This is a genomic window from Enterobacter cloacae complex sp. IR5401, from assembly GCF_049238425.1.
Lineage (GTDB): Bacteria > Pseudomonadota > Gammaproteobacteria > Enterobacterales > Enterobacteriaceae > Enterobacter > Enterobacter hormaechei_C.
This window is the reverse complement of sequence record NZ_JBMKHN010000009.1, coordinates 149,656-174,978: the sequence shown is the minus strand read 5'-3', so window position 1 is coordinate 174,978 and position 25,323 is coordinate 149,656. Positions and strand designations below refer to the sequence as shown.

31 protein-coding genes are annotated in these 25,323 nt (G+C 53.1%); 21 read left to right on the top strand and 10 right to left on the bottom strand.

Going from position 1 to position 25,323, the window contains the following annotated elements:
* Positions 1-96 precede the first annotated feature (96 nt).
* From ACOTX1_RS15220 to ACOTX1_RS15210, 3 genes are all read right to left on the bottom strand, one after another.
* Positions 97-1,209: a KAP family P-loop NTPase fold protein gene (locus ACOTX1_RS15220; protein ID WP_421766829.1), complete on the bottom strand. Its 1,113-nt coding sequence runs from the start codon at positions 1,207-1,209 to the stop codon at positions 97-99.
* A 569-nt stretch (positions 1,210-1,778) separates the two neighbouring features.
* A complete protein-coding gene (locus ACOTX1_RS15215; RefSeq protein WP_045346405.1) occupies positions 1,779-2,837 on the bottom strand; it encodes a phage portal protein in 1,059 nt (352 codons plus the stop codon).
* Positions 2,837-4,567, bottom strand: a complete 1,731-nt coding sequence (locus ACOTX1_RS15210) for a terminase large subunit domain-containing protein (protein ID WP_047357581.1) — start codon at positions 4,565-4,567, stop codon at positions 2,837-2,839. The genes ACOTX1_RS15215 and ACOTX1_RS15210 overlap by 1 nt, the downstream gene beginning before the upstream one ends.
* A 159-nt stretch (positions 4,568-4,726) precedes the next feature.
* Here ACOTX1_RS15210 and ACOTX1_RS15205 point away from each other — a divergent pair, with 159 nt between their 5' ends.
* From ACOTX1_RS15205 to ACOTX1_RS15125, 17 genes are all read left to right on the top strand, one after another.
* Positions 4,727-5,563 carry a GPO family capsid scaffolding protein gene (locus ACOTX1_RS15205; RefSeq protein ID WP_263521484.1) on the top strand — a complete coding sequence of 279 codons (837 nt, stop codon included), beginning with the start codon at positions 4,727-4,729 and terminating at the stop codon, positions 5,561-5,563.
* 23 nt (positions 5,564-5,586) lie between these two features.
* Positions 5,587-6,636, top strand: coding sequence for a phage major capsid protein, P2 family (locus tag ACOTX1_RS15200; RefSeq protein ID WP_263521483.1), 1,050 nt, complete (start codon positions 5,587-5,589; stop codon positions 6,634-6,636).
* A gap of 46 nt (positions 6,637-6,682) precedes the next feature.
* The gene (gpM, locus tag ACOTX1_RS15195) at positions 6,683-7,540 is read left to right on the top strand and encodes a phage terminase small subunit (protein ID WP_421766828.1); all 858 of its coding nucleotides are present in this window, start codon (positions 6,683-6,685) and stop codon (positions 7,538-7,540) included.
* Positions 7,541-7,638: 98 nt separating this feature from the next.
* Complete coding sequence (locus ACOTX1_RS15190) at positions 7,639-8,163, top strand: head completion/stabilization protein (protein ID WP_045346400.1); 525 nt, start codon at positions 7,639-7,641, stop codon at positions 8,161-8,163.
* Positions 8,163-8,363 (top strand): tail protein X, encoded by a 201-nt coding sequence (locus ACOTX1_RS15185; protein ID WP_045292873.1) that lies wholly within the window; start codon positions 8,163-8,165, stop codon positions 8,361-8,363. The genes ACOTX1_RS15190 and ACOTX1_RS15185 overlap by 1 nt, the downstream gene beginning before the upstream one ends.
* A complete protein-coding gene (locus ACOTX1_RS15180) occupies positions 8,354-8,656 on the top strand; it encodes a hypothetical protein (protein WP_045292875.1) in 303 nt (100 codons plus the stop codon). The genes ACOTX1_RS15185 and ACOTX1_RS15180 overlap by 10 nt, the downstream gene beginning before the upstream one ends.
* Positions 8,640-9,185, top strand: coding sequence for a lysozyme (locus ACOTX1_RS15175; RefSeq protein ID WP_263521481.1), 546 nt, complete (start codon positions 8,640-8,642; stop codon positions 9,183-9,185). The genes ACOTX1_RS15180 and ACOTX1_RS15175 overlap by 17 nt, the downstream gene beginning before the upstream one ends.
* Positions 9,182-9,619 carry a DUF2570 domain-containing protein gene (locus tag ACOTX1_RS15170; protein ID WP_263521480.1) on the top strand — a complete coding sequence of 146 codons (438 nt, stop codon included), beginning with the start codon at positions 9,182-9,184 and terminating at the stop codon, positions 9,617-9,619. The genes ACOTX1_RS15175 and ACOTX1_RS15170 overlap by 4 nt, the downstream gene beginning before the upstream one ends.
* Positions 9,516-9,728: an Rz1-like lysis system protein LysC gene (lysC, locus tag ACOTX1_RS15165; RefSeq protein ID WP_072189927.1), complete on the top strand. Its 213-nt coding sequence runs from the start codon at positions 9,516-9,518 to the stop codon at positions 9,726-9,728. Before ACOTX1_RS15170 ends, lysC begins: the two co-directional genes overlap by 104 nt.
* A gap of 101 nt (positions 9,729-9,829) precedes the next feature.
* Positions 9,830-10,300: a phage tail protein gene (locus tag ACOTX1_RS15160; protein WP_263521479.1), complete on the top strand. Its 471-nt coding sequence runs from the start codon at positions 9,830-9,832 to the stop codon at positions 10,298-10,300.
* Complete coding sequence (locus tag ACOTX1_RS15155) at positions 10,293-10,931, top strand: phage virion morphogenesis protein (RefSeq protein WP_263521478.1); 639 nt, start codon at positions 10,293-10,295, stop codon at positions 10,929-10,931. Before ACOTX1_RS15160 ends, ACOTX1_RS15155 begins: the two co-directional genes overlap by 8 nt.
* A complete protein-coding gene (locus ACOTX1_RS15150; protein ID WP_263521477.1) occupies positions 10,928-11,509 on the top strand; it encodes a phage baseplate assembly protein V in 582 nt (193 codons plus the stop codon). The genes ACOTX1_RS15155 and ACOTX1_RS15150 overlap by 4 nt, the downstream gene beginning before the upstream one ends.
* Entirely contained in the window at positions 11,506-11,874 is a 369-nt protein-coding gene (locus tag ACOTX1_RS15145; RefSeq protein ID WP_045346391.1) for a GPW/gp25 family protein, read from the top strand. The genes ACOTX1_RS15150 and ACOTX1_RS15145 overlap by 4 nt, the downstream gene beginning before the upstream one ends.
* On the top strand, positions 11,861-12,757 hold the full coding sequence (locus ACOTX1_RS15140) for a baseplate assembly protein (protein WP_045897023.1): 897 nt from the start codon (positions 11,861-11,863) through the stop codon (positions 12,755-12,757). The genes ACOTX1_RS15145 and ACOTX1_RS15140 overlap by 14 nt, the downstream gene beginning before the upstream one ends.
* Entirely contained in the window at positions 12,750-13,277 is a 528-nt protein-coding gene (locus ACOTX1_RS15135; RefSeq protein WP_045346388.1) for a phage tail protein I, read from the top strand. The genes ACOTX1_RS15140 and ACOTX1_RS15135 overlap by 8 nt, the downstream gene beginning before the upstream one ends.
* An 11-nt stretch (positions 13,278-13,288) precedes the next feature.
* Positions 13,289-15,454 (top strand): phage tail protein, encoded by a 2,166-nt coding sequence (locus ACOTX1_RS15130; RefSeq protein ID WP_045346387.1) that lies wholly within the window; start codon positions 13,289-13,291, stop codon positions 15,452-15,454.
* Positions 15,454-16,026 (top strand): tail fiber assembly protein, encoded by a 573-nt coding sequence (locus ACOTX1_RS15125; protein ID WP_045897024.1) that lies wholly within the window; start codon positions 15,454-15,456, stop codon positions 16,024-16,026. Before ACOTX1_RS15130 ends, ACOTX1_RS15125 begins: the two co-directional genes overlap by 1 nt.
* A 41-nt stretch (positions 16,027-16,067) precedes the next feature.
* Here the strand turns inward: ACOTX1_RS15125 and ACOTX1_RS15120 are convergent, their stop codons facing one another.
* From ACOTX1_RS15120 to ACOTX1_RS15090, 7 genes are all read right to left on the bottom strand, one after another.
* Complete coding sequence (locus ACOTX1_RS15120) at positions 16,068-16,190, bottom strand: hypothetical protein (RefSeq protein ID WP_263521476.1); 123 nt, start codon at positions 16,188-16,190, stop codon at positions 16,068-16,070.
* 285 nt (positions 16,191-16,475) lie between these two features.
* Positions 16,476-16,964 carry a phage tail protein gene (locus ACOTX1_RS15115; RefSeq protein WP_014072465.1) on the bottom strand — a complete coding sequence of 163 codons (489 nt, stop codon included), beginning with the start codon at positions 16,962-16,964 and terminating at the stop codon, positions 16,476-16,478.
* Between the two features lie 14 nt (positions 16,965-16,978).
* Positions 16,979-19,945, bottom strand: a complete 2,967-nt coding sequence (locus tag ACOTX1_RS15110; RefSeq protein ID WP_263521475.1) for a phage tail tape measure protein — start codon at positions 19,943-19,945, stop codon at positions 16,979-16,981.
* The gene (locus ACOTX1_RS15105) at positions 19,932-20,087 is read right to left on the bottom strand and encodes a GpE family phage tail protein (protein ID WP_032424037.1); all 156 of its coding nucleotides are present in this window, start codon (positions 20,085-20,087) and stop codon (positions 19,932-19,934) included. Before ACOTX1_RS15105 ends, ACOTX1_RS15110 begins: the two co-directional genes overlap by 14 nt.
* Before the next feature lie 5 nt (positions 20,088-20,092).
* Complete coding sequence (locus ACOTX1_RS15100; protein ID WP_045346384.1) at positions 20,093-20,410, bottom strand: phage tail assembly protein; 318 nt, start codon at positions 20,408-20,410, stop codon at positions 20,093-20,095.
* Positions 20,411-20,458: 48 nt separating this feature from the next.
* Positions 20,459-20,974: a phage major tail tube protein gene (locus tag ACOTX1_RS15095; RefSeq protein ID WP_045346382.1), complete on the bottom strand. Its 516-nt coding sequence runs from the start codon at positions 20,972-20,974 to the stop codon at positions 20,459-20,461.
* Positions 20,975-22,156 (bottom strand): phage tail sheath subtilisin-like domain-containing protein, encoded by a 1,182-nt coding sequence (locus ACOTX1_RS15090; RefSeq protein WP_045346381.1) that lies wholly within the window; start codon positions 22,154-22,156, stop codon positions 20,975-20,977.
* A 152-nt stretch (positions 22,157-22,308) separates the two neighbouring features.
* Here ACOTX1_RS15090 and ACOTX1_RS15085 point away from each other — a divergent pair, with 152 nt between their 5' ends.
* The 4 genes from ACOTX1_RS15085 (at position 22,309) to ACOTX1_RS15070 (ending at position 25,068) form a co-directional block, all read left to right on the top strand.
* A complete protein-coding gene (locus tag ACOTX1_RS15085) occupies positions 22,309-23,445 on the top strand; it encodes a phage late control D family protein (RefSeq protein ID WP_045346379.1) in 1,137 nt (378 codons plus the stop codon).
* Positions 23,446-23,484: 39 nt separating this feature from the next.
* Positions 23,485-23,733, top strand: coding sequence for an ogr/Delta-like zinc finger family protein (locus ACOTX1_RS15080; RefSeq protein WP_045346406.1), 249 nt, complete (start codon positions 23,485-23,487; stop codon positions 23,731-23,733).
* A 113-nt stretch (positions 23,734-23,846) separates the two neighbouring features.
* Positions 23,847-24,179, top strand: a complete 333-nt coding sequence (locus ACOTX1_RS15075; protein WP_010428212.1) for a hypothetical protein — start codon at positions 23,847-23,849, stop codon at positions 24,177-24,179.
* A 4-nt stretch (positions 24,180-24,183) separates the two neighbouring features.
* Positions 24,184-25,068 (top strand): type VI secretion system-associated protein TagO, encoded by an 885-nt coding sequence (locus ACOTX1_RS15070; protein ID WP_045346378.1) that lies wholly within the window; start codon positions 24,184-24,186, stop codon positions 25,066-25,068.
* Positions 25,069-25,323 lie beyond the last annotated feature (255 nt).

Below are 25,323 nucleotides of genomic sequence, written 5' to 3'. Positions count from 1 at the left end.
CTGAACAAAATGACGAAAGCAGGTATGCCTGAAAGCGTGCGTATTGCCTGAAAACACAACCCGCTACGGGGGAGACTTACCCGAAATCTGATTTATTCAACAAAGCCTTCCTGATGATGTAACTTTCAAAAAACATACAAGCGCCAACGCGGCCATATAGAAATTATCACGATTGCGTGCAATATTTTCATGATTATCAACAACTACCATAGCAGATAGGCAGCGTTCAGCTTCTCGTAACGAGCAGTTATTAACCTCAATCAGATAAGATAATAATTTTGAAAACATCCCATTTGAACTTATACCTAATGAGTGATTCATTCTTACAAGTTTCTGTACATAATCATAGATTGTAGTTCCGCTTTGATTATAGTCATTATTCAGATCATGAAGATTTACTTTCGGCAAAGTAAACCAATAGTGTATGAATTTATTAAGGTATAGACTCGTATTTATATCGCCATATCTACAAGCTATTCCCTTTTCAAATTGCTCGCGATTCATGACCAATAAAAAAACCAAACCTTTTACTGAAAAAAGATGTTTTATTTTCTCAAGCAAATCAAGTGAATAGTCCGGCCTAGCACGATCCAGCTCATCTATTATAACTAATGTTTTCTTTTTAGTGTTTATATATATTTTTTCCAATGATTCCTTAAAGTCAATAATTTCTTTTTTTTCATCCTCCATGGATTTAATTTTACTTTCAACGAAAGACTCCATTTCACTACTAATAGAATCACTAATAACATCGTTAGCCTTATCGATTACAGTTCCATTAACAACTCCTGCCGTTAGAGCAGTAATTGCTATTTTAGCGCTCCCGACCAATATTTTTGCGCCAATTTTCTTTCCGGTTTGTATGATTTTCTCTGCAACAAACTCAGCATCAGGCCCTTTGGATTTAAGTAAAGAATAAAGCTCAGCAGATATGGAAATAAAAGGATCAGACTGATAGTCATTTTCAAAAGCATCAAAATATACGACATCAATATCTTCACTGTTATTTAGCTCAATTTCAGATTTTAGCATCTTAACAAAGGATGTTTTACCACTTCCCCAAACATCATCTATTGCAAAGACCAGGTTAGCATCTGGAGAATTAATGATAAGGCGCTTTATTTGTTCAAACAAAGGCTTACGATTAAAAATATCAGAACTATTATCGAATCCGTTTTCAAACTCATTCAATTTTGAAGTTATATACATATAGCACCATTTGTTTAAATTGGTCATAAGATTTAATCTAGTTCAATATGAATTGATATCATATTTTTCACAGTCTTAAAAATCTAAAGCTCAGGCACATCACTAAAATTCAGTCATAAAAACCAATCCTATCAGCCATTTATCAATAAAACTATACTTTCCGCCAGTTAGGTAATCTGCAAGAAAGTGCACAAAAACGCACAATTTTTCAAATCTGGCTAACCATCTTCAAGCCTTTTGCCTGCGCGGTCTAGCCTGGGTGTGACAAATGCACAATAAACGAAGCAAATGTTGCGCGCAGGTGACGGGGGAACAGCCCACGCGACAGGGGGCTGTAGGGGATGCCTTTAAATGCCATGGTGCGGCCTCCCCTGCTTTCTGCGCACGCTTTCTCGATTATGGGTGCGTGCGGGCCGATTGCAGTTTGCACCAGCCAGAATGGCGCGCATGCGCACTGAGTGAGGGGCGTTAAAGATCGTACCGGGCGGTGTTCGGGTGGTGGCCGGTCATGCGAAGATTGAAAATTACTGAAGGATAACCGCCGCAGGATGTGCGGCGGGTGAAGCGGATCACTCGTCTTTGAGCAAAGCGTAGGGATTAAAGCGGATCACTTCCTGACCGAGCCAGTCATTGACGCCCTTCATGGCTTCCATTACGGGCAACATTTCGTTAATGGCGAAGACGCGCGCGGCCTTCTCAACATCACCTAGGGAGCCATTACCTTCCGGCATTGCGCCCATCAGTTGCGGCGGAATGCGATGAGCGTCGCGTAAATCGTTGCGCGTGGCTGATTTGATGTTAAGAAACTCATCCTTTGCCGATATCTGGCTGAACGGCAATAGTTGCACGCCGTCTTTGCCGCCGCCCGGTGCGTGGATCAGCACGTTTTTGAAGGAGCCTTTCCCTCTGGCCTGTGACAGCGTCTTTTGCACCACCTTTATGCTTTCCTGATCCACCTTCTCTGAACCGACATAGAGAATACATCCGGCGTGAGAGCCGTTGTCATAGTAGAGTTTGCGGAACCTGTCGGCAGAGTGGGACAGGCTGGCGGACAGCAGCGCCCCCATGTATTCAGGCATACCATAGATTTCCTGATGAATATCCGGGTTCATGATGTGGCAGATCTGCCCCGTTTTAAACTCGTATTCATCTTTCCACTGCCGGATAAACCAGTAAGTATCAAGGTCACTCCCCCGCCGTGTGTTCAGGGCCGGAACATGCTGGAGTTTGAGCGGTGCACCCAGGAGGTTAGAGCGACGTTCAAGGTAGGCATTGCCGAAGACAAACCAGTCCAGCGCAAAAGCAGAAAAGGCCTGCCGTGACAGTAATGGGTGAGGGATATAGCAGCCGGTCAGCACATTACGCTTGAAGTAAAGCGCCGACTGATGCAGCGGGGATTGTGCGAACGCACGGGTTAACCCCTTCCAGTCTATTGGTGTTTCGTAGTACCGGCCGTTATCGATGCAGCACATGCTATCAAGAAGATCGTAGCCGTCTGTAACCGAATATGGCCCGTCAAACGTGAAGGCGCTGAGCGCCGGATCGCTTCTGAGCGCGTCAGAGATATCAGGCTGTCCGGCACTGCCATTGCTGGCGGTGTGATTGTTTTTGTATGTGCGCTTCTTCATTAGAACTCCATAGCAAACCCGCCGCTGCCGCTCTCCTGGCCCAGCGGTTCGTTAATAATGGCGAGCATATTCGCCCAGGCTAAATCACCGTGGCTGACGCCGCGTGAGCGGTCAGTGTCATAGGTGATGAATCCGCCAGGCGTTTTTACCTTGCGAACAGAGTTAAACGCGTTGATCAGGGCGCGCTCGCTGCGGTCATATTCCCATCGCCCGGCGCGGATCAGCTGTAGCATTTTCAGCACCAGGGCGCGCTTTGACGTCATTGACATGGTGTAGGGCATTGCCATCGGGAAAAACTTCTTCACTATCTGGTAAACAGCCTCTCCGTTACCGCCTGTCACGTCGATGCCGACATGCTGCACGTTGTATTTGAAAGTGAAGTTTTCGATAACTTTCGCCTGCTCTTCAAACTCAAGGCCGCGCACCTGTTCCGTTTCCACAGTGCGGAATTTACCGCCCGGCACCAGTGGCGGAACCACAACGCAAATCGCGCCGCTGTCACCGTTGCCGCTGCTGCCGTTGGCGTCATAGCCTATCCAGACCGGGCGATTACCCATCGGCCTGGACGCGAAAGGCTTCCAGTCCGGCCATTCGTCATAACCATCTGCCCCGCAGCCAATCAGTGCGTTAAGGTTGAAGGCTGACTCACCATCGCGAACGAACTCGCACATGTACAGGTTGCGGAATTCATCCTCACTGTTTTCATCCTGGATCTCTTCAAGGTCGGTGTATTCCCAGCCGTTTTCTATCACATCCTTCAGGGTGACAATCTGGCGCCAGGTTTTATCCGGGCATAACAAGCCACTGTTCAGCGTTTTCCAGCCAACATCAAACGCTTTGCGCTGAGCCTTTGTGCGTTTCTCATTCCAGCGGTCGCCCGTCCAGAACGGGTAAGCCTCATGGGTTTCACCTGACGGCGTGGAAAAGTAGGTACGCGTTAGCCCCTTCAGCGTTGCCATCGCCCCAGCAACCTTTCGCAGGTTGGTAAAGTTGCTGACCCAAAAGAATTCGTCAAACTTCAGGTTGCCCGTATAGGACTGCGCCGTCGCCGCAGACGTGCCGAGGAAATGCAGCTCTGCGCCGTTACTCAGTACAATTTTGTCACCCCCCTTAAGCTCAACATCTACCTCTTCGGCAACTCTCTGAATGAATCCCCTGAACTGGTGAGCCTGGCGGCGGGATGCAGACAGAAATATCTGGTTGCGCTGGTACGGGTATTTCACATCATCACGCAGCGCATCAAGTAACGCCTCGCGGGCAAAGTACCAGGTTGCGCCAATCTGGCGGGACTTCAGTATCATGCGGTTTCGGTGGTGGCGTTGCTCATACCAGCCACGTTGATGCCACGACAGCGAATCCAGTATTTTCTCCCGCAGCGCGACGATCTGTTCTTCGGTGAAGTGATTTTTCAGCTTGCGCTTGCGCGGCTTTTTGCCCGCTCCAGTCTCTGCCTGCTGTCCGTCAGACAGCTTTTTCAGTTGCCGGGTAAGCAGATCAATCTCTTTGAAGTCTCCCCCTGTCTTGTCTTTCTTGTCCGTCAGTTGGATGAGGCGAGCATCCATAGACTGGCTGACGCGCTGGACGGGCGGCGTTTCATCCCATTCATCGCGTTTTTTCCATGAATAAATTGTGTTCTGATTAATTCCCATCAGACGCGCGATCTCCGCTGGCGGGTAGCCCTGCCAGTAAAGTTGTTTTGCTCTCTGACGTACAAAAGCGTCCTGTATCATCTGCCCTCCACCGTTGATGTGGTGAAGATTACCCCGCGCGCGATCCCCCTATCGCCCACTTTAAGGTCTCGCCTTCCTCCGACAACAAAACCTCGTTGAGACAGTAAGTTACGCTCTGCCATCATGGCCGTACAGAAACCACTCAACAGGATTATCGACATGGCTAGCGCAGCTAAACCAGCCCGTAAGAAATTCCGCGTTGCTGTCTCCGGTGCCACCGTTGACGGGCGTGAAATTCGCCCTGAGCACCTTCGTGATGCAGCAGCAAACTACAGCCCGGACGTGTACGGCGCACGCGTCAACGTGGAGCACTATCTTTCGCCTTTCCCCGGCAGTGATTTCGGTGCGATGGGGGATGTTACGGCGCTGAGTGCTGAAGATATCAGTGAAGGCCCGCTCGCCGGACGTACCGCGCTTTACGCCGAGATTGAACCTTCTGAGCGCATGAAGAAGCTGACGGAAGAAGGCAAGAAAATTTACTCCAGCATTGAGCTGCACCCGCAGTTTGCGCTTGACGGCAAGGCGTATGTCATGGGGCTGGCAATGACCGATACCCCGGCGAGCCTCGGCACCGAGCGCCTGAAGTTTGCCGCGCAGCAGCGTCAGCAGGTTATGTCCTTCAACAATCAGCAGGGTGAAGCCCCGCTGTTCACCGATGCCATTGAGGCCGAAATCATCGAACTGGCTGAGCAGCGCAGCGATGAGGGTAAACAGTGGTTCGCGCGCGTCATGGGGATTATCGGGAAAGGCCGTAAATCTGACGGTGAGCAATTCAGCCAGGTGCGTGACGCCGTGGAGAACGTCGCCCAGTCCCATGCCGAACTGCTGGACAGCTTCAACGACCTGAGCCGCGCCCGCGAGCAGGACAGCCAGGCCATCCAGAAGCTGACCTCCGATCTTGCCGCGCTGACCAGCAAGCTGGGAAGCACAGACGCCAATTTCAGCCAGCGGGAACCCGCGAGCGGTGGCGCTAACGCGCAACTGGCTGATTACTGATATTCACAAAGAGAGCAGAGAACATGGATAACAATACCCGCCAGCTATTTGATCAGTACATCGCCCGGCAGGCACAGCTCAACGGCGTATCAACCGCCGCTGTCGCTGCAAAATTTGCCGTAGATCCTACGCGTCAGCAGCGCCTTGAACAGGCCGCACAGCAGGATGATTCTTTCCTGAGCAAAATTAATGTGTTTGGCGTAAACCAGCAGATCGGCCAGAAAGTCCTGATCGGCAGCAAAGGCCCGATGGCTGGCGTAAACAACAGCGTTACCAGTCGTCGCAACCCTGGCTCAAATCATTCAATGGAGCCGTTCGACTACATGTGTCGCAAGGTCAACTATGACTACGGCATCAGCTATGAACAGCTTGATGCATGGGCGCACATGCCGGAGTTCCAGCCGCTGATCAGTAAGGCAATGGCCCGCCAGATGTCGCTTGACCGCATCATGATTGGCTTTAACGGCGTGAAGTACAGCGACCCGTCTGACCGTGCCGCTAACCCGCTGTTGCAGGACTGTGGCATTGGCTGGCTGGAAAAAATCCGCCAGGAAGCGCCGCACCGCGTCATTTCCAATGTGACGATCACCTCGCGCGATGAAGATAACAAGATTGTCGCAAAAGGCACCTACGGCAACATTGGCGCTGCGGTGTACGACGCCAAAAACAGCCTGATGGATGAATGGCACAAACGTAACCCGGATAACGTGGTGATTCTGGCGGGCGACCTGCTGACGAGCAGCAATTTCTCGGCCATCAACGCCTTAAGCCAGACCAACCCGAATACCGAAACGCTGGCCGGTCAGCTGATTGTTGCGCAGGAGCGCGTAGGCAACATGCCGACCTTTATCGCGCCTTACTTCCCGGTGAATGGCGTGCTGATCACGCCGTTCAAAAACCTGTCGGTGTACTACCAGCGCGGCGGTCTGCGCCGGACGATCAAAGAAGAGCCGGAATACAACCGTGTTGCAACGTATCAGTCTTCAAACGATGACTTCGTCATTGAAGACTACGGCAATGTTGCGTTCATTGACGGCATTCAGTTCGCCCAGACCGAACAGGCTGGCCAGTGACAGACGCGGCGGGGGAATTCCCCCGCCATGACGGGGAGAAGTGACAATGTTAACACCGGCACAAAAACATTTTCAGAAGGTCATGGCAGAACGCCGGGGCCAGGCGGATGAAGAATCCGATATCCAGCGCACTGCGCATGAGCAAATTCTGCATCGCCTGCGTATGGATTTGTCCCGCCTCAGCGGCGTGCAGTCCGAAGAAACCAAAGCCGAAATGAAAAAATCCATGCTGCCTGAATATGAGGGATGGATTGAAGGCACGCTCGACGGCGACAGCGGGCGGCAGGATGAAGTCATTACCAGGCTGATGGTCTGGGCGATTGACTGTCGTGACTATGCGCTCGCGTTGAGGCTGGGGCGCTATGTGGTGCGCCACGGGCTGACGCTGCCGGATAACTTCAACCGCACGGCAGCTACCTTCCTGACCGAAGAAATGAGCAAACCGGTGCTGACGCTTGCCGCAGCTGATGCTGACGCTGATTTATCGGCCAGTACCGCAGTGCTTGATGAAGTGGCGGACATTGTCGCCGACAGTGATATGCCGGATGTGGTACGCGCCAAATTGTGCAAAGCCCGCGCGCTTGCCCGCCGTGGTGCGACTGATATCACGACCAAAGCTGAGGCGCTGGCGCTGTTCCGTGAGGCGCTGACGCGAAACACTAATGCCGGGGTAAAAAAAGAGATCGCAACGCTTGCCCGTGAAGTTAAGAAGCTGTCTGCGGATAGCGGCACGGGTGAAGGTGACTCGGCCAGCACCCACAAAACTGACGGTACTGCTGATCCCGTCCCTGAAAAAAGCGCCACCGCCAGCGCAGCAGGTAAAGCGACGACGCGTAAAACCACGACCAGGGCGGCAACAGGCAAAACGACAAAGCGCAAGCCTGCCAGCCAGAAAAAGAATTAACGACTTCGGCCCCGTCCGACAGGCGGCGCGGGTGGATATCTGACCGTTTACGGTCTTTTAACCACCCGCCCACCGCCTGATTTATGGGAGATAAGTGCATGAGCAGCCTTGTGGCAAATAAGCGCGTGTTGCCTGCCGACAGCGATACGCCTGATGTTGATGATGGTGATACCACCGTCAGCGCCGGGGACTTCTGGCCGGTGATTAAGCTGGCCGATCTTCGTCTGGCCGCGCGCATCACTGGCGGCATCACCACGTCCAGGCTGATGCACGTCACCACGGAAGCGGTAGCCCATGTCACTGCGCAGTTGCTTGACTGGCGTGCCGGTCAGGTCAAAGCAGGTTTTCAGTCGCTGGAAGATGTGCCTTCAGCCCTGCCATCAGGTGAGATGGAAAAGCTGGTTATCAATGGTGAAAACGTGAAGGTGTACCGCTTCCGCCGCGCAGTCTATTCGATTGCCAGGGCGCTGGTACTTGAAGGCTATCGCGACGTTGATACCACGGCGAAAGGCGATAAAGACGCCGCCGCGCTTGACCTGCAACGGGATGATCTCTGGCGGGATGCCCGCTGGAGTATCGCTGACATTCGCGACACCCCGCGCCTCTATGCGGAGCTTTGCTGATGAAAGTGAAGGCATTGCAGGGGGATACGGTGGATTTGCTTTGCTGGCGTCACTACGGCACCACGCAGGGCGTGACCGAAAAAGTGTTGTCTGCCAATCCCGGACTGAGCCAGCAGGTTTTTCTTGATGCCGGTCAGGAGATTGAACTGCCGGAAATCGCGCGTAAAGCGACACAGGAGATGGTGCAGCTATGGGATTAAGTTTTTTTCAGCGCCTGAATGACTGGCTGACATTCACGATGTCAGCGATGGTCACGAGTATCGGCGTCATGACACTAAGCGAAAAGATTGCGCTGGCCGGTCTTCTCGTCGGGATGGTTTTTGGTGCCCGTGGATGGCTCTATCGCGCCCGCATCGAACGGGGGCAGAAGCGTCGCAACGAACTGATTAACCAGATCCTTGAGCAGGCAGAACACAGACAGATGAGTGAGTCAGAGCGCCGGGCGCTTGATCTTCTGCAACAGAATGAGCCGGAAGATGAAACAGCTTATTAAAAAATGCTCCATTGCGGCCATTGTTGCGCTGGGTATAACGCTGAGTCCTGGCGCGTTGCGCACCACGCCTGAAGGCCAGCAGAAGATTGCTGGCTGGGAAGACTGCCGGAATACGCCCTACTACTGCACGGCTGGCGTGCTCACGGTCGGAATTGGTTCGACGGGACGTGTTGAAAAGCGTGAGTACAGCAACAGCGAGATCGCCGGTCGCTGGATTAACGATATGCGGCACGCTGAAAACTGCATAAACCAGAATTTTGAAGGCGCGCATATGCCGCAGTCTGCCTTTGAGGCCATGACGGATGCCGGTCTTAATGTGGGGTGTACTGGACTGATGTGGTTCACGGACGGCCAGAAGCGAAAGCAGCGCACGACCATCTGGAAAAAGGCGCAGGCGCATGAATGGCAGGCGATGTGTAATCGGCTGACGGACTTTGTAAACAGCGGCGGTAAACGCAGCCAGGGGCTGGTTAACCGGAGAACGGATTTTAAGGCGTGGTGCCTGCGTGACGTGGAGTCTGGAAAGTGAAGATTACAGCCATCTTATGTGCGTTGCTGGCGCTGACCTCTGGTGGCCTGCTCTGGCAGACACATCAACGCGGTAAAGACTCCGTCCGTAACGAGGAGCTTTCCCGCGAGGTGAAGAGCAATGGTGAGGTGCTGGGCGAGCTGCGTGCGCTGACTGCTGACGCCCGCGAAGTTCTTGCACAGCTGCGGGCAACCGAACAGCAAAGAAACGCCGAGGGAGAAAAGCGACGTGAATACATGCGCGATGCCATCAAAGACGATACGTGTGCCAGTACTGTTGTGCCTGCTTCTGTCAGTAACAGCCTGCAACACCGTACCGCCGCAGCCGCAAATGAAAATCGTGCACGAACCGGTGCCGGAAAGCCTGACGGCAGCAACGCCAGCGCCGGAACTGACCGCCCCGGTAACGTGGGGCGCAATAGCCATCTGGAGTGATCGCCTGCGCGATGCGCTGGATACCTGCAACGCCGATAAGGCGGCGATAGCCGATCTCGATCTGCGCCGCCTGAAAAGACTGACTGACCACGCGAGGGCAACACCATGACTTTATTCGACTACCTGAGCGCTCACCCTTACTGGACGCTTATTTATCTGCTGATCATTGCGGGCGCGATTGAACGTTTCGGGCGTTAAGAAGGTATCACCATGCTGAAAGCTGACTCACTGCGAGAGACCCTGACGCGCGCTAACAAATGGTGCAGGGCCAATCCTGAAGCCTTCACCGTTTTTGTGGAAGAAGGGAATATCGAGACGACCGGCGAAACGCCATCGTTTATGTACCGCTATACCCTGGTGCTGTTTGTAATGAACTTTGCGGGTGATATTGATGATTTCACGCTGCCGTTAATGGCATGGCTCTGGCACAACCAGCCCGATCTGCTGCTGAACCCGGAGAAGAACCGGAACGTTAAATTTACGACCCTTATCAACAACGACGATACCGCCGACATTCTTTTTGAAATGCCCCTGCACGAGCGCGTAAAGGTCACTCTGGACGCAAAAGGCATCCCCAGGGCGGAGCATTTACCGGAACCTAAACCACGTATCCCGTCAGCGGACGGAGACTGGAGCGCCATCTTTGAGGATGTGACGTGGGAGGCTGACGCGCATGAGTAACGATCTCTTCCGTGAGCTGGATCAGGTCTTCAGCGACATACTCGCGGGCACCTCGCAGGCCGGACGTGTTCGCACTGCCCGCGCTATAGGCCAGGCACTGCGAAAGAGCCAGCAACAGCGCATCAAAGCACAGCAAAACCCTGAAGGCTCGCCATATCCTGCCCGCCGTCGCCGGGTGTTGCGCTCTCAACAAGGTATTGTTTTTGTGTGGCAGGGTGAGATCCGCCGCCTGAAAAACTGGCACGGTGGCCGGGGAAAATACGGGCGAACCATTACTGGCTTTGACGAAGAGCGCAACGATATTCGCACGTTTTACCGCAGTGATATTGAGCGTTACATCGAGATCAATACGCGCTCAGTGCGCCGCAGCACTGCGAAGAAAGTGCCGATGTTTCAGCGGCTGCGCAGTTATCGCTTTCTCAAAATGCGCGCTGATGCAGGCGGCACATCCGTGGGTTATGACGGCGTGGCGGCACGCATTGCGCGTGTGCACCAGTACGGCCAGCGCGATCAGGTTGGGCCGGGTGCCTTTGCTAAATATCCGGTGCGTGAGCTACTGGGCTTTACCGCGGGCGATGAGCTGATGATTACGGAACAGGTGATTAACAGCCTGGGGAGTGCCGCACGATGAGCGCTGAACTGATCCGCCTGCTGGAAAATATCCTCCGCGTCGGCGTCGTTATTGCCGTTGATGAAGAGAGCTGGCGCGTGCGCGTGCAAAGCGGCGAGCTTCAGACCGACTGGCTGCGCTGGAACACCACGCGCGCCGGGGCATTCAGTATCTGGGTGCCGCCTTCCGTGGGTGAGCAGGTCTGGCTGGGCTGTATCGGTGGCAACCCTGAAACGGCGGTCATTATCGGCAGTCTCTACAGCAGTGACAACCCTGCGCCGGGCAGCAGCCTGAAAGAGATTGTACTGACAGCACCAGACGGCGCGTCTTTCCGCTATGACGCAGAAGCCAGCGCGCTGGAAGCGCAGGGCATGAAGACAGCACATATCAAAGCCTCTGCCAGCGTCACGCTTGAAACACCGATTGTGGAATGCACCGACCATCTGAAAGCGCGGACGTTCGAACTGTCGGAGGGCGGCACGATGAAGGGCAATGTTACCCATTCTGGCGGATCGCTTACATCTAACGGGGTGACGGTTCATTCGCACGTACATGGTGGTGTGCAGGGTGGCAGCAGCAACACCGGGGGGCCGAAATGACAGTCCGCTATACCGGAATGAACCCGGACGGCACGGGCCAGCTTACCGATACCGATCAGCTGTGGCATTCAGTACGCGACATACTGACCACGCCGCTGGCAAGCCGGGTGATGCGACGGGATTACGGCAGCATGATCCCAGATCTGCTGGATGAACCACAGAACGAAGTGACACGCCTGCAATGCATGAGTGCGGCGGTAATCGCCCTGACGATGTGGGAGCCGCGTATTGCCCTGAACGGCATCAATATCATTTATTCAAAGGATGGCGCTGTCACCGCTGAACTGGTCGGTATTATCACCGAAACCATGCAGACGGCTGGCAGTTCGTTGACGCTCAGGAGTGGCAGCAATGGCAACAGTTGATTTATCGCAGCTACCGCAGCCGCAAATTATCGAAGTCCTGGACTTTGAAGTCATACTCAGCGAGGTCAAAGCCGTCATGCTTGCGGCATTCCCACAGGAACAGCAACCATCTGTTTCCGCCGCGCTGGAGCTGGAATCCGAACCGCTGAACGTGATCGCTCAGGTGATTGCCTATCGTGAAATGACGCTTCGCCAACGCATCAATGAGGGCGCAGCGGCATGTATGCTGAGTCATGCCGTATCAACCGATCTTGATAATCTCGCAGCCAATCTGAATACCGAACGTCTGATCACCACCCCGGAAACGGCAACTGCTGACGCGGAAATGGAAAGTGATACCGCGCTGCGCCTGCGTGCTCAGTCTGCATTTGAAGGCCTGAGCGTGGCCGGTCCCACCGGGGCATATGAATATTTTGCAAAGAGCGTCAGCGGAAAAGTGGCGGACGCGAGAGCAACCAGCCCGTCGCCCGCTGTCGTGATCGTTTCTGTGCTTTCCACAGAAGGTGACGGTACGGCATCGGCAGAATTACTGAGTAGCGTCAGAAATGCCCTCAATGACGAAAACATACGACCTGTCGGTGACAGGCTCACGGTGCAAAGTGCTGCAATTATTGATTATCAAATCAGGGCGCAGCTTTATTTTTATCCCGGTCCTGAGTCTGAGCCGATCCTTACCGCTGCGCAAAACGCCCTTCAGTCATGGCTCACTCAGCAGGGCAAAATTGGTCGCGATGTCGCCCGTTCGGCCATCATGGCTGCCTTGCATGTTCAGGGTGTGCAGCGGGTGGAGTTGCAGGAGCCTGTCAGCGATCTTGTGATTGATGATACGCAGTCGGCGCGCTGCACGTCCTTCGCTATCAGCAAAGGGGGAACCGATGAGTAATAGCCTGCTGCCTCCATCGGCAAGTGATTTCATGCGAAACACTGAGGAGGTGACGGAGAAGATAACTGATATTCCGGTAATGCTTCGCACCTTGTGGAACGCTGATACCTGTCCGGTGAGTCTTCTGCCTTATCTGGCATGGGCGCTTTCAGTCGACAGGTGGGACAAGGACTGGCCGGAGCAGACCAAGCGGCAATCTATCCGCGACGCCTGGCTGATTCACCGACACAAAGGCACCATCGGCGCATTACGCCGCGTTGTGGAGCCGCTTGGATACATTATCAATGTTACGGAATGGTGGGAAACCAACGATCCCCCAGGCACATTTCGCCTTGATATCGGTGTATTAGAGTCTGGTATCACCGAGGAAATGTATTACGAAATGGAGCGGCTCATTGCCGATGCCAAGCCCGCAAGCCGCCATCTTATCGGGCTAAATATTATCCAGGACATACCCGGCTACCTCTACACCGGTGCCCTGACCTATGACGGCGACATCATCACGGTTTACCCCGGATAAGTGAGAACACAATGGCAGTGAAATTTAAAACAGTTATCACCAAAGCCGGTGCGGAAAAACTCGCGGCAGCAACCATTCCGAACGGGAAAAAGGTGAACTTTACGGCGATGGCTGTGGGCGACGGTGGCGGTACGTTGCCGACGCCTGACCCGAATCAGACAAAGCTGGTCAAAGAGGTCTGGCGTCACGCGCTGAACAAAATCAGCCAGGACAAAAAGAATAAGAATTATGTCGTGGCGGAGCTCGTTATCCCGCCTGAGACTGGCGGTTTCTGGATGCGTGAAATGGGGCTTTATGATGACGCCGGCACGCTGATCGCGGTCGGCAATATGGCCGAAAGCTACAAGCCAGCGCTGGCGGAAGGTTCAGGCCGTGCGCAGACCATTCGCATGGTTATCATGGTAAGCGACATCGAGTCAGTCGAACTGACCATTGATACCTCAACGGTGATGGCAACGCAGGATTACGTTGACGACAAACTCGCGGAGCATGAGCAGTCCCGCCGCCATCCTGACGCTACACTCACCGCAAAGGGTTTCACGCAGTTAAGCAGCGCGACCGACAGCACGTCGGAGAGCGTCGCAGCAACGCCGAAAGCAGTTAAAACGGCGTATGACCTTGCCAAAGGTAAATACACGTCTCAGGACGCCACCACGGCGCAAAAGGGTATCGTCCAGCTCAGCAACGCGACCGACAGCGCGTCTGAGGCGCTCGCAGCGACGCCGAAAGCGGTTAAAGCGGTAAATGATGAACTGGCGAAAGTAAAAGACAGTCTCAAGACAGCGTCGGGTAAGGATGTCGTCGCTTCTCAGACCGATACTACAGCGGGCAGAGTGTTGACAGTTGGCTATGGGGGGCTTGGTGGGACAGCCCCACGGACAACCGTGGCCGGGTCAAACAATTATGACAATATTCCAACCGGATTACCTTCTGGCTTCTGGACGCATGCTATTGGTGGTGGCCCGTACGCTCACACTATTACACTGCTACAGGATGGAGGAGGAAACAGGGACGACAGACATCTGATTATTCCGTCAGACAGCACAGGCAAAATTGCGATTCGCTGGGATGCCGGGCAAACAAAGAGTTACCAATATTTTTATACCGATAAGAATAAACCTACAGCCGCGGACGTAGGTGCGGTTCCTAGCGGGCGCAAGGTCAATGGCCGGGCGCTGATAGCCGATATAAACGTAACCTCTCAGGATATTTTCAACGGTCAGGCTATTGGGCTTTCGACAGAGGATTTGGATACGCTGAAAACGCCGGGAATTTATTACCAACCAGCGAACGCCAATACCTCAGCCGCTAGGCACTACCCCGAAAATAACGCCGGAACGCTGGTTGTTTATAAAAATGCCGGAGTAACGCAGGTTTACAGGGTTTATAACAGTTCCAGAAGTTATACCCGGAGCCAGTATTCAACTGGTGCCTGGACTGCGTGGACGCCTGTTGATGCGTTTCCTGTTGGTGCCCCTATTCCGTGGCCGTCCGATGTGGCACCGTTCGGTTATGCCATTATGGCGGGGCAAACCTTCGATAAAGCGGCTTATCCCCTTCTGGCGGCAGCATATCCGTCAGGCGTAATTCCTGATATGCGCGGATGGACGATTAAAGGGAAGCCTGCAAGCGGTCGTGCAGTGCTGTCACAGGAACAGGACGGCATTAAATCGCACAATCACGGGGCATCAGCTTCATCAACCGATCTCGGGACGAAAAATACCAGCGCATTCGATTACGGGACGAAAACGACCAGCGCCTTTGACTACGGGACTAAAACATCAAACAGCACCGGTGCACATACGCACAGCGTTTCCGGTACTGCTGCAAGTGCTGGCGACCACAGTCACGCCCAGAGAGCATGGCGTGATGGTGGGGGCGGGAATGGCGTTTATATCGACCGTAACGTCTTTAATAAAGCCGGCTTTGTTGATACGTCATCTTATACCGTAAATGCTGGGGCACACACACACAGCGTAACGGGTACTGCGGCCAGCGCTGGCGCGCATGCGCATACGGTAGCCGTAGGGGCTCATACGCATACGGTGGCCGTAGGGTCGCACACACACTCGGTTGTTATGGGGTCGCATACCCACACCATTACCGTTGCCGCTGCCGGTAACACAGAAAACACCGTTAAAAATATCGCTTATAATTACATTGTGAGGCTTGCATAATGGCTTTTAAATTTTCTGGTAAAGACCGCACTATCCGAATTTACAACCTCCGCGCAGACACCCGAGAGTTTATTGGCGCGGGGGATGCTTATATACCGGCTAATACTGGTCTCCCGGCAGACTGCACGAACATTGCCCCGCCCGACGTGCCAGAAGGAAAAGTCGCCGTATTCAACGGGGCTGCGTGGGATCTGGTCGAGGACTATCGAAATCAAACGCTATACAGCAAAGAAACAGGCGAGCGCGTATTTCTTACCGGGCCAGGTGCATTGCCAGCAGATATAACGACAATCGCCCCTGATGGAAACTTTATGCGATGGAATGGTGAAGGCTGGGAAAAAGACACGGAGGCAGAACGCGCCGCAGCGGTGTCGTTCGCAGAAAGTGAGAAAAAACGGCTGATGCAGGAGGCAACACTCACGATTGAAACATTACAGGATGCCGTAGATTTGGGGGTAGCGACCGAGAATGAGGTCAGCATGTTGACGGTGTGGAAAAAATACCGTGTTTACCTTAGCCGGGTTTCACCTGATGCCGTGCCGGATATTGAATGGCCTGCACTCCCGGTGTGATAGCTTTCTTCTGAGTATAAAAAAGCCCGCTATAAGCGGGTTTAATCATAGGGGCATTCTTCATAGTCTTTTTCTGTTTCATCACCTGCAAACAGTCTGAGCCAGCAAAAGCCAAAGAGCCACCATGCAGCCAGACCACCAACAATCCAGAGTAAAATCATCATTATCACTTCCTCGTTAGTGGCGCAACGATAACGACAATAGCCCTTCATTGATAATGGATTAAAACGATCGAATTACATTAATCGTTCGGTCAAAACGATCGTATCGCATCAGATGCTATCCTCCGCCAAACGATTTCGCTGCCGTTACGCATGGCCGGTTTTAACCGGGCTGGCCATTGGTATCGAGTACAGTCATTTTTAACGGTGCTGTAGCACTGTCAGTTATGGCAGTGCCGCAAGGAGAGGAAGCGGCCAAGTGCCCGCTTCCGATTTATGTGGGTGCCGTCAGAACAGGCCAGACAGCGTACTACTGGCAGAGTTGTAGGCGGATGTGGCTTTATCCTTCAGCCCTGAGAGCAGATCGCCAACTGACGACGCTTGCAGGCGCTCGCGTAAGTCTTCATCACAGCGCTGGAAGCTGATCGAAAACTCTATTTTCTTCGCCTTTCCGTAACGGTCAAACTCCGTATGAGTGGCCTGTAGCCCGGTCAGCACGTACATGCCGTAAATCTGCCCCGCCCCGCTGATTAAAGGCCAGGGACGCCCGGTGTATGCCTGAGTAGCCAGGACGGTAAGAGACACGTCGCCGCCTGTAATTTCAGGGTAAAGCACCCCGTCCAGATTGATTTGCGTCTCTCCTGCGCCGATGTATTGCCATTTCGCCGATCGGTTAATACGATCGTTTTTCACATGTCGCCAGTTCAGCGAGTGGCGCAGCTGCTGGTAGGGTAGTGTCTTCAGTTCAAAAACGAACATCCCGTATATCATCATCATAATGTTGCTTCCCCTTAATCTCTGTCTTTGAAGCTACCGCGATTGAGCCGCGCAAGACGGGCCATTTCGGCATTCACCGCGTCGGCAGCAATGCGGCCAATTTCGCGCGCGTCCTGCCGGTCAACGCCGTGCAGGTGTACGTGGATTTCCCCCGTAAAGCCGCCAGCGGCAACCGGTATATTGCTGGCGCTGCGGCTGACTGGCAGAAGTTCAGCCTGCTTAACGGAAAGCGATGCCGCTACCACTGCGGGATGTTCGCTTAACCCGTTGTTCCTGACCGTGCTGGCCAGCTGCGACTCCTTCCATTCCCCACGAACGGCCAGCGCACGGGGCAGGTTTTTAAACACGATATCGCCGGGGCCGATCTTCTTCGTGTTGTCGGCTGTTGCTTTGGTGTTGCTGTCGATATTCTGCAACCGGCGCAATGTGCCGTTATCGCCGGTCAGCGGTGATGAGGGTTGAGGTGCGCCAGGCGGAACGTTTTTCACCTCAACTTTTTTCGGTGCAATTTTAGCGATATCGCCCTGAAGAAGGGCTACTTTGTCCTGAAGAACGGCCATGCGTTGCGCGTGCTCGATCTTCTTCCTGGCTTTTTCAGCTTCATCAGGCAGAACGCCGAGCTTTTCAAGGATCCATGCCAGTGTATCCAGCAGCATTTTTGCAGGCGTCAGAACAAGCTGGAGAGCACCACCAAGAACGTTACCGAATACCTCACCGGCGCTGGCGCACTTATCCAGTGTTTCCTTGCTGGACTCCATCGGGGAAAGCAGAGATTTGAACCAGTTAAAGACCTGGCTGACAGCGCTGCCTATCGCGTCAAAGATGGGGCTGAACTGCGATAAGGCGTCACGTAACGGGGCCAGACTTTCCATGATGCCGGTGAATACGCCAGCAAAAAATGCTTTAAGAGGCTCCCAGTAACGCCAGATAAGAACTCCGGCAGCAACAAACGCCGCCACTATCAGGCCAATCGGACTAAACAGCAGTGACAGCGCTGTACCCAGCATAGACACCGCAGCAGTGATCATGCTCCATATGACCGGTAAGCCTGTCAGGCGAAGAGCGAGCATTCCGAGGTTTTTAGTCAACGCTCCCAGCGCGGCACCTGGTGCAAGAAATACCCCCATAAGTGCGCCACGCATAGAGGGTATGATGGTCGAAACGCCCCGCATTTTCCCTGCTAACGAGCCGAGAACTGGCCCCCATCCGCGCACGCTTGCCATCGCCGGGCCGGAAGCCGTGCCGAGCGTTCGCAGAGCGGCAATCGTTCCGGCTATGCCTCTGCCCCCTGTCAGCAGGGTAAAACCTAACTGGAGTTTAGCCAATGGCCCCATCAGCAGGCCGACCGCCAGCGATGTGCCGCCAATGGCGGCGGTCAGTGCCAGAACGCTACCGCCGACAACCAGCAGGGATTGGGCGAGCTTTGGATTCTCCTTCGCCCACTGCGTCATATTCCCCACAACATTACTCAGCCCCTGGGTCAGGGCGCGAAGCTGGTTGTTAACGAGATCGTTAATCTGGATGCGGAACCCTTCCCAGGCGCTGTCCAGATTCTTGAAATCGCCATCAAGGTTATCCGCCATTATTTTGGCGGCTTTCTGTGCCTCACCTTTGGCGTTTTTCAGTTCACCAAGCAATTTCTGAAGTTCGCCGCTCCCGGCCGACATAACCAGGGCCTGGAATGACTTTGACGCTTCTTCACCGGCGATATCCTTGAAGAATGAGAGTTTATCGGTATCCCCGTACTTGCTGATCTTTTTATAGAGATCGGTGAGAACCACTTCAGCGGGGCGCATTTTCCCCGTTGCGTCAGCGACTTCTACGCCCAGTTCTTTTAGCGCGTTTTTTGCCCTGCCGGTTGGTGCGGCAAGGCGTGAAAATGTGGCCTGCAAACCTGTACCGGCGATACTCCCACGTAGGCCTACGTTCGCCATCACGCCGATCATGGCCGTGGTCTGTTCGACGCTGACGCCAAGGTTGGAAAGCCCTGTCCCGGCGTACTTCATCGCCTCACCGATATTTTGCAGATCGGTGTTGGTACGGGTGAACGCGCCAGTTAATACGTCGCTGACGCGATCCATTTCTTTGGGATCGAGGCGGAACTGAGACAGGATGTTTGAGCTGATATCGGCGCTTTCACCTAAATCCATCCCACCGGCCAGCGCCATATTGAGTACGCCTGGTAGTGCGGCCTGAATAGCCTGAGGAGTGAAGCCGGCCATCGCGAGAAATGCCTGCCCGCTGGCAGCGTCAGTCGTGGTGAACTGCGTTTCAGCACCCAGCTTTTTGGCCTGGTCACGAAGTGCTGAAAAGTCAAAGGAGCTTTTATCTATGCGGGTCAGCGCCTGCACGCGGGACATTTCCCGATCAAACCCAACGGCGGGTGATAAGAAACGTCCCGCTACGTAACCGGCAGCAGTGGCCCCGGCAACGGCCATCGTGCCACCGCCGCGAAGTTTGCCCGCCGTTTGCTGCATCTGGTCATAACGCCCACGTGCCTGCGTGACCGCAGCAAGTTGTCGCCGTTCCCGCTCAAGTGTCTGGTTGTACTGTTCAGTTCGACGGATGGCACTCTGAATGGTGCGGTCACTGCCGACCAGTGAAACGCCGTGGCCGCGCAACGCCTGTGAAGCGGCGCGCAGCTTGATCATTTCCTGCGTGCGTGCAGAATTCAGGCGCTCCAGCTTTGCGGCAAGCGCTGCCATATGGGCTTTCTGCTTATCTGTGAGCTGTGTACCTTCCCGCTGCGCCTGATTCAGGCCTTCAAGGGTCCGGCTGGCGTCGTCGATTTTGCGGGAGGTCTTTTGTACGCTATCGCGCAGCCGGTTGAAAGTGCGGGACTGACTGTCCAGATCTTTAATGCTGGACTGCGTTTTTTTGAGGGACTCAGACAAACCGCCCGCACTCTGGCGGGCGGAATTGACCGGGCGGGTAAGTTTATCGATCGCGCTGAACGCGACGCGGATATTAAGGCTTTTCACTGTCACTGGCTCCACTTCGGACAGCCGCCCGCTCACGCCAGGCTATGACTTCGCCCAGTTCCATCGTGAAGACTTCAGAGGGCGGCCAGTTGAAAACAACCGCGATATCAGCAACCAGATCGTCGATCAGGTCGAACCGCAGGAGTGTTACTGATTCTCCGTCTCCGCCTCGCTCGACGCTCCAGACCCCGCAGGTGTCAAAAAAGGGACGAGCGCTTCAGACAGGCTGACAAAATCGCGGGTATCCATTTCGTTGATTTCGGTCTGTTTGAGGCGTGGTGATGTAACGCGAGTCAGCAGTATCGCCACCGAATCCACATCCATATTCATCACATTAACCAGCTTCAGACCGCGCAGGGAGCCAGCCTGTTTGATCTCATCTGTGATCGTTACCTGAGTGATTTTCTCATCGCCGCGAACAACAGGTTTTGCCAGCATAATGGCGTTATCAGTTTTCTTGCTCATTCTTGAATACTCCGGGCGGCACGGGCATACCGCCACTTAACAGGTTAATCAGTTACCCATTCCCAGCGCAGACGTAATGCGGTCAGGGTAGATATTCTTGCCGTCTTTCTTGTAGATGAAGTTCAGCAGATCAAACTCAAACAGCGGCTTGTCGTCGATGGTGAGCCTGTAATAGGTGTTCTTCATCGTGTAGCTGACGGAGGTATCTTCTCCCTGCTTGCTTTCACCGCCATCTATTTCGGTGATACGTCCGCGCAGTTCGACCTCAACCAGCAGGCTTTCGCCATCGGTGTAATATTCACCGGCGAAGCGGAAGCGGGTTTCGTCGATATCGCCGCAGTAGTTCAGCAGTAGCGACTGAACCAGACCACCAACCACCATCGTGGTGTCCAGCGCGCCACTGTCCAGACCGAGATCCACCGCAGCGGAGCCAATCATACCGCCGCCCTGAAAATCTTCAGTTTTACGGGTCAGTTTTGGCAGCGTCACGGAAGATACTTTGCCGATGCAGTTGCTGCCGTTCACAAAGCAGGTGAACAGGCGCAGTTTGTGAGGAACCGCCATTTATGCACCTCCCAAGGAAGAAAACGCCGATTCGAAATACTCGTCTGTGAAGGTCTGGTAGAGCGTCAGATCTTCCATTGGCGGAACCGGCGTATATTTATAGCGAATGCGTACCTGACCCTGGCGGAGACCGGTTGTCGGGTTATCCAGGATATCAAACCAGCATTCAGCACCAATTAGCCGCCCCTGCGTCACCAGCGAATTGAGTTTGCCGCTGATGCCGCTGACCACGTCCTTGACGTTGGCCGGGGTTAGCGGTTCGTCCACTAATTCAAATTGCGCCTCAGCGATACTGTCAGCCAGAATCTGTGCCGTTCGGGTATAAACCTCAAAGATATAATCTTTGGTGTCGGTAACGCGGTTTCCCCAGAACCGGAAACCGTTACGCTTGATGAGCGTCGTGATCTCCTTGTTGTTCAGTTCGTTCGCGTCGCTGTCTTCGGCCTGAAGCGACCAGAAAACATCCTGCGAAATACCCAGCACGTTCTTGACCGCCACGTTGGAAAGCGATTTATGCCAGCCCTGATTGTTGTCAATCAGCGCGCGGAGCCCGCAGGCATAGGCCGGGGCCGGGAAGATTTCATTTTCTCCGGTCTGCGGGTTGTATGCGATGAAGTCAGGCCAGATAAGCATTAGCTCACGATAAGCGAAGGTTGCGCGGTAGGCGATAGCTTCTGCCATCGTCGTGCAGCCGTAGCAACTGGCATAAACAAACGCGCGCAGGTTCTGCGCAATGACACACAGCGCGGAGGTCACGTCTTCCGTGTCGTAGTCTGGTGCGGCCAGAATGCGCGGACGATAGCCTACCCTCTGTTCAGCCGTCAGAAATGCATACATGCCGGTATAGCTACCGTCTTCTGCCGTGCCACCCATGATGAGCTGCGACTGCGTTTTACCGCCTTCTTCTTCGGTAGCTGCTGCCACCCGCACAACGATGACCTTCGGGCTGGTCTGGTCAGCGATGGCTTTAAGCGTTTTGTACAGGGAGCCAGTTTTACCCGCCTTACCTAGTACATTGTTAACCCGCGTCAGTAAAACGGGGGTATTCAGGGGAAAGGTATCCGCGTCGGCATCATCCGCCACAGCAACGACCCCAATGACACTTGATTCAATGTCATTGATGGCCGTTACCAGGTCGGTATTCTCCCGGACGCGTACACCGTGGAAACGTGTCTCTGACATGTTAGCCACCATTACGTTATTGAGTTCGCAGTGATAATCCCTCATGTCTGAACACCACTCACGCTATTGCGGGTCTGGCCGGACTGCGACAACAAAAACCGATTTAGTCTCTCCCGCGCGCGTGGGATCCTTCGCCGGAATAAGGAGGAGGCATGGCACTTACAGACCTGACAAAATCACTTAACGACGCCGTCAACAGCTATAACGATTCACTTTCCGATGCTGTAAAAAGTCCGGGATTCAGCATTACGATGGGCGGCGAGGTGCTGACGCAGCTTGATGATCGGATCATGTCGCTGTCACTGACGGACAACAGGGGATTCGATGCCGATCAGCTGTCCATTTCCATTGATGACAGTGACGGTATGGTTGCCCTGCCGCCGCGAGGGGCTGAGCTTGCCGTATCAATTGGCTGGCTGGGTGAGCCTCTGATCTACAAGGGGCTGTACACGGTAGATGAGGTTTCCCATGAAGGCCCAGCAGATACGATTGGCATTACTGCCCGCAGTGCTGATTTTCGTGAAGAGTTCAACGTAAAGCGCGAAGTCTCATGGCATGACGTGACCGTCGAGCGCGTCGTGTCGGCCATAGCGCACCGTTACGGACTTAAGGCACAAATCAGTGAAATGCTCATGGATATTGAGATTGATCACGCCGACCAGACGCAGGAAAGCGATATGTCTTTCCTTACCCGCATGGCGGAAATGCTGGGTGCAATTGCCACTGTCAAGAACGGCAGTCTGCTGTTTATCCTGCCGGGTGGCGGTGTAACCGCTTACGGGAAGGCAATACCCTCTGCCAGTATTGACCGCACGAGTGGCGACCGTCACCGCTTTCGTATTGCCGATCGGGATGCATATACCGGCGTTCGGGCTTACTGGCTGGATCTCAATTTTGGCAAAAAGAAAAAGGTCAGCGTTAAGCGCCGCAAGCCTGCAAAGCCAAAAAAAGAGAAGAGCCACAGCCGTGAGGGCGATTACATGGAGGGCGCAGACGGTAACGTTTATGTGCTGCGCAAGACCTACCAGAATGAAGAAGCGGCAAAACGCGCGGCGGCGGCTAAGTGGCAACAGCTTCAACGTGGCGCGGCAGAGTTTTCGATCACCCTGGCGCGTGGCCGCGCTGAGTTATACCCCGAAATGCACGTCACGGTTAGCGGTTTTAAGAATGAAATTGATAATCAGGACTGGATCATTGTGCGTGCTGAGCACGTCATCGACGACAGCGGCTTTACCACCCGACTGGAGCTGGAAGCGAAAATACCTGACTGGATAGCGGAAACTGAATAAAATGAAATGGAGTTCAACTCCCACAGGGGAGCCATCATTATGTTCAGATGTCCATTCTGCGGCGCTATGGCCCGCACCCGTACCAGCCGTAAAATAACCGATATGACAATCCGGCAATATCACCAGTGTCAGAATCTGGAATGTAGCCGGTCATTCACCACGCTTAACAGCGTAGAAAGGGAGGTAACAAAGCGTGCAGGTACTGCGCCGTTACCGCCAGACTTCATCCCCCGCGATGCCTTTCCCGCCTCGCACTATGGAAATAATCAACTTAGCCTGATTATTTAAACAAAAGCCCCGTTAGTGTAACGGGGCTTTTCACTTGTCAATGCGTCCAAATCCGATAAAATCCCAATGATTTGTAACAAAAAGATAAGATTTTCATTTAAGGAGATTTGTTTATGGCATTGGTTAGCTGTCCAGAGTGTCTTAAGGATGTAAGTGATACAGCATTACGCTGCCCGTCATGTGGGAAGCAACTTAAAAAGCCACGGCGTTCACTTTTTGGAAAAGTCATCAAGTGGGCTTTTATACTGTTCAACTTATTTATGATCTACTGCCTCTTCGCAGGATTAGGTGGTAGTGGTGAAGTAATAAATCACGCAACTTCCGATGCAGAAAGAGCTGGGGCTGCAATTGGTACCGGTCTAGGTTTAATGGCAATCGCTAGTGTCTGGGTTATAGGCGACATAATCATCGGTATCCTTGTATTCCTCACAAGACCAAAGGGATGATTAAATGAAAAAGCTGTTTTTAAATGCAATAGCATCATTTATGGCACTCAATGCAGCGTCTGTATACGCAGGAAGTGAACATAAAAACTTCAATGCAGTCCTTGAATGTCGGGCTATGGAAAATAATGCTGAACGACTTTCTTGTTACGACACATCAATACCGCCATCACGAACACAAAATGCTGATAAATTCGAGAGTAGAGATCAATGCCCTGAGGAGAAAGATAACGATAAACGACTATCATGTTACGATCGCTTCTTCTCACCAACGTTTAAAGCTACAACAAGCACGATAAACACGTCAGCAAAAACTGATTATCAGCAACCTGACCGAGCTAAGTTGTTAGAGTGCCAAAGTGAAATTAATGGCACTAAAAGGCTGGCATGTTTCGACCAGTTATTCCCGCAAACTACATCCGCAGAAACTGAAGCTGTAGAAAATTCTGTTTCTAACCCTGGCAAGTGGCAAACATCAATTAGCACCTCGCCGGTAGACGACTCAAAAAACATAATCCTCTCACTTAACAGTAATGATTACATTCGAACACCTTTTGGAGAAAGTGTGATTCCAACAATGTATGTAGCCTGCCGCGAAAAGAAAACGGAGGTATTCATTAACTGGGATGTGTACCTGGGCCTTGAGCAAACGAGCATGCTCTACCGCCTGGATAAGCAGAAAGCAGTTGAAAAAGAATGGTCTATCTCAACTGATACCAAAGCGGTTTTTTACAAGGGTAGTGACATTGATTTCATTAAATCTCTAGCCAAAGCAGACAAAATGTTCACCAGAATCACCCCATACAATGAAGCCCCTGTGAGTGCAACCTTCGATCTGAAGGGCCTTTCGGATGCAATGAAACCGCTTCAAAAAGCTTGTGGTTGGAAGTAAACCAAGTTTATGTCATTAAACAGAGCTACCTTCAGACGATGAAGAGTAACTTGTTATGAAAAAAGCCCCGCTCAATAAGCGGGGCTTTGTCATTGTAATGTGGACACTTTTGTCGAAGTGTGGACGCTATGTGGACGCTGATTTTAAAAATCCCTTTCAATCAGCAATTTAAATTCTTGACCTTCCCCTTGATGGAAGGTTTAACCTTCATAACAGTTAGCGAAAAGCAGAGTGAAGGTCAACAATTGACCAGAA

Bases quoted from the DNA above. Each gene is read 5' to 3' on its own strand.
- ACOTX1_RS15145 (WP_045346391.1), top strand. From the start codon at position 11,506: ATGACAGTCCGCTATACCGGAATGAACCCGGACGGCACGGGCCAGCTT.
- ACOTX1_RS15085 (WP_045346379.1), top strand. From the start codon at position 22,309: ATGGCACTTACAGACCTGACAAAATCACTTAACGACGCCGTCAACAGC.
- ACOTX1_RS15140 (WP_045897023.1), top strand. From the start codon at position 11,861: ATGGCAACAGTTGATTTATCGCAGCTACCGCAGCCGCAAATTATCGAA.
- ACOTX1_RS15220 (WP_421766829.1), bottom strand. From the start codon at position 1,209: ATGTATATAACTTCAAAATTGAATGAGTTTGAAAACGGATTCGATAAT.
- ACOTX1_RS15075 (WP_010428212.1), top strand. From the start codon at position 23,847: ATGGCATTGGTTAGCTGTCCAGAGTGTCTTAAGGATGTAAGTGATACA.
- ACOTX1_RS15095 (WP_045346382.1), bottom strand. From the start codon at position 20,974: ATGGCGGTTCCTCACAAACTGCGCCTGTTCACCTGCTTTGTGAACGGC.
- ACOTX1_RS15215 (WP_045346405.1), bottom strand. From the start codon at position 2,837: ATGAAGAAGCGCACATACAAAAACAATCACACCGCCAGCAATGGCAGT.
- ACOTX1_RS15070 (WP_045346378.1), top strand. From the start codon at position 24,184: ATGAAAAAGCTGTTTTTAAATGCAATAGCATCATTTATGGCACTCAAT.
- ACOTX1_RS15130 (WP_045346387.1), top strand. From the start codon at position 13,289: ATGGCAGTGAAATTTAAAACAGTTATCACCAAAGCCGGTGCGGAAAAA.
- ACOTX1_RS15180 (WP_045292875.1), top strand. From the start codon at position 8,354: ATGGGATTAAGTTTTTTTCAGCGCCTGAATGACTGGCTGACATTCACG.
- ACOTX1_RS15190 (WP_045346400.1), top strand. From the start codon at position 7,639: ATGAGCAGCCTTGTGGCAAATAAGCGCGTGTTGCCTGCCGACAGCGAT.
- ACOTX1_RS15185 (WP_045292873.1), top strand. From the start codon at position 8,163: ATGAAAGTGAAGGCATTGCAGGGGGATACGGTGGATTTGCTTTGCTGG.
- ACOTX1_RS15150 (WP_263521477.1), top strand. From the start codon at position 10,928: ATGAGCGCTGAACTGATCCGCCTGCTGGAAAATATCCTCCGCGTCGGC.
- lysC (WP_072189927.1), top strand. From the start codon at position 9,516: ATGAAAATCGTGCACGAACCGGTGCCGGAAAGCCTGACGGCAGCAACG.
- ACOTX1_RS15160 (WP_263521479.1), top strand. From the start codon at position 9,830: ATGCTGAAAGCTGACTCACTGCGAGAGACCCTGACGCGCGCTAACAAA.
- ACOTX1_RS15205 (WP_263521484.1), top strand. From the start codon at position 4,727: ATGGCTAGCGCAGCTAAACCAGCCCGTAAGAAATTCCGCGTTGCTGTC.
- ACOTX1_RS15115 (WP_014072465.1), bottom strand. From the start codon at position 16,964: ATGATGATGATATACGGGATGTTCGTTTTTGAACTGAAGACACTACCC.
- ACOTX1_RS15155 (WP_263521478.1), top strand. From the start codon at position 10,293: ATGAGTAACGATCTCTTCCGTGAGCTGGATCAGGTCTTCAGCGACATA.
- gpM (WP_421766828.1), top strand. From the start codon at position 6,683: ATGTTAACACCGGCACAAAAACATTTTCAGAAGGTCATGGCAGAACGC.
- ACOTX1_RS15120 (WP_263521476.1), bottom strand. From the start codon at position 16,190: ATGATGATTTTACTCTGGATTGTTGGTGGTCTGGCTGCATGGTGGCTC.
- ACOTX1_RS15080 (WP_045346406.1), top strand. From the start codon at position 23,485: ATGTTCAGATGTCCATTCTGCGGCGCTATGGCCCGCACCCGTACCAGC.
- ACOTX1_RS15125 (WP_045897024.1), top strand. From the start codon at position 15,454: ATGGCTTTTAAATTTTCTGGTAAAGACCGCACTATCCGAATTTACAAC.
- ACOTX1_RS15100 (WP_045346384.1), bottom strand. From the start codon at position 20,410: ATGAGCAAGAAAACTGATAACGCCATTATGCTGGCAAAACCTGTTGTT.
- ACOTX1_RS15090 (WP_045346381.1), bottom strand. From the start codon at position 22,156: ATGTCAGAGACACGTTTCCACGGTGTACGCGTCCGGGAGAATACCGAC.
- ACOTX1_RS15210 (WP_047357581.1), bottom strand. From the start codon at position 4,567: ATGATACAGGACGCTTTTGTACGTCAGAGAGCAAAACAACTTTACTGG.
- ACOTX1_RS15200 (WP_263521483.1), top strand. From the start codon at position 5,587: ATGGATAACAATACCCGCCAGCTATTTGATCAGTACATCGCCCGGCAG.
- ACOTX1_RS15175 (WP_263521481.1), top strand. From the start codon at position 8,640: ATGAAACAGCTTATTAAAAAATGCTCCATTGCGGCCATTGTTGCGCTG.
- ACOTX1_RS15135 (WP_045346388.1), top strand. From the start codon at position 12,750: ATGAGTAATAGCCTGCTGCCTCCATCGGCAAGTGATTTCATGCGAAAC.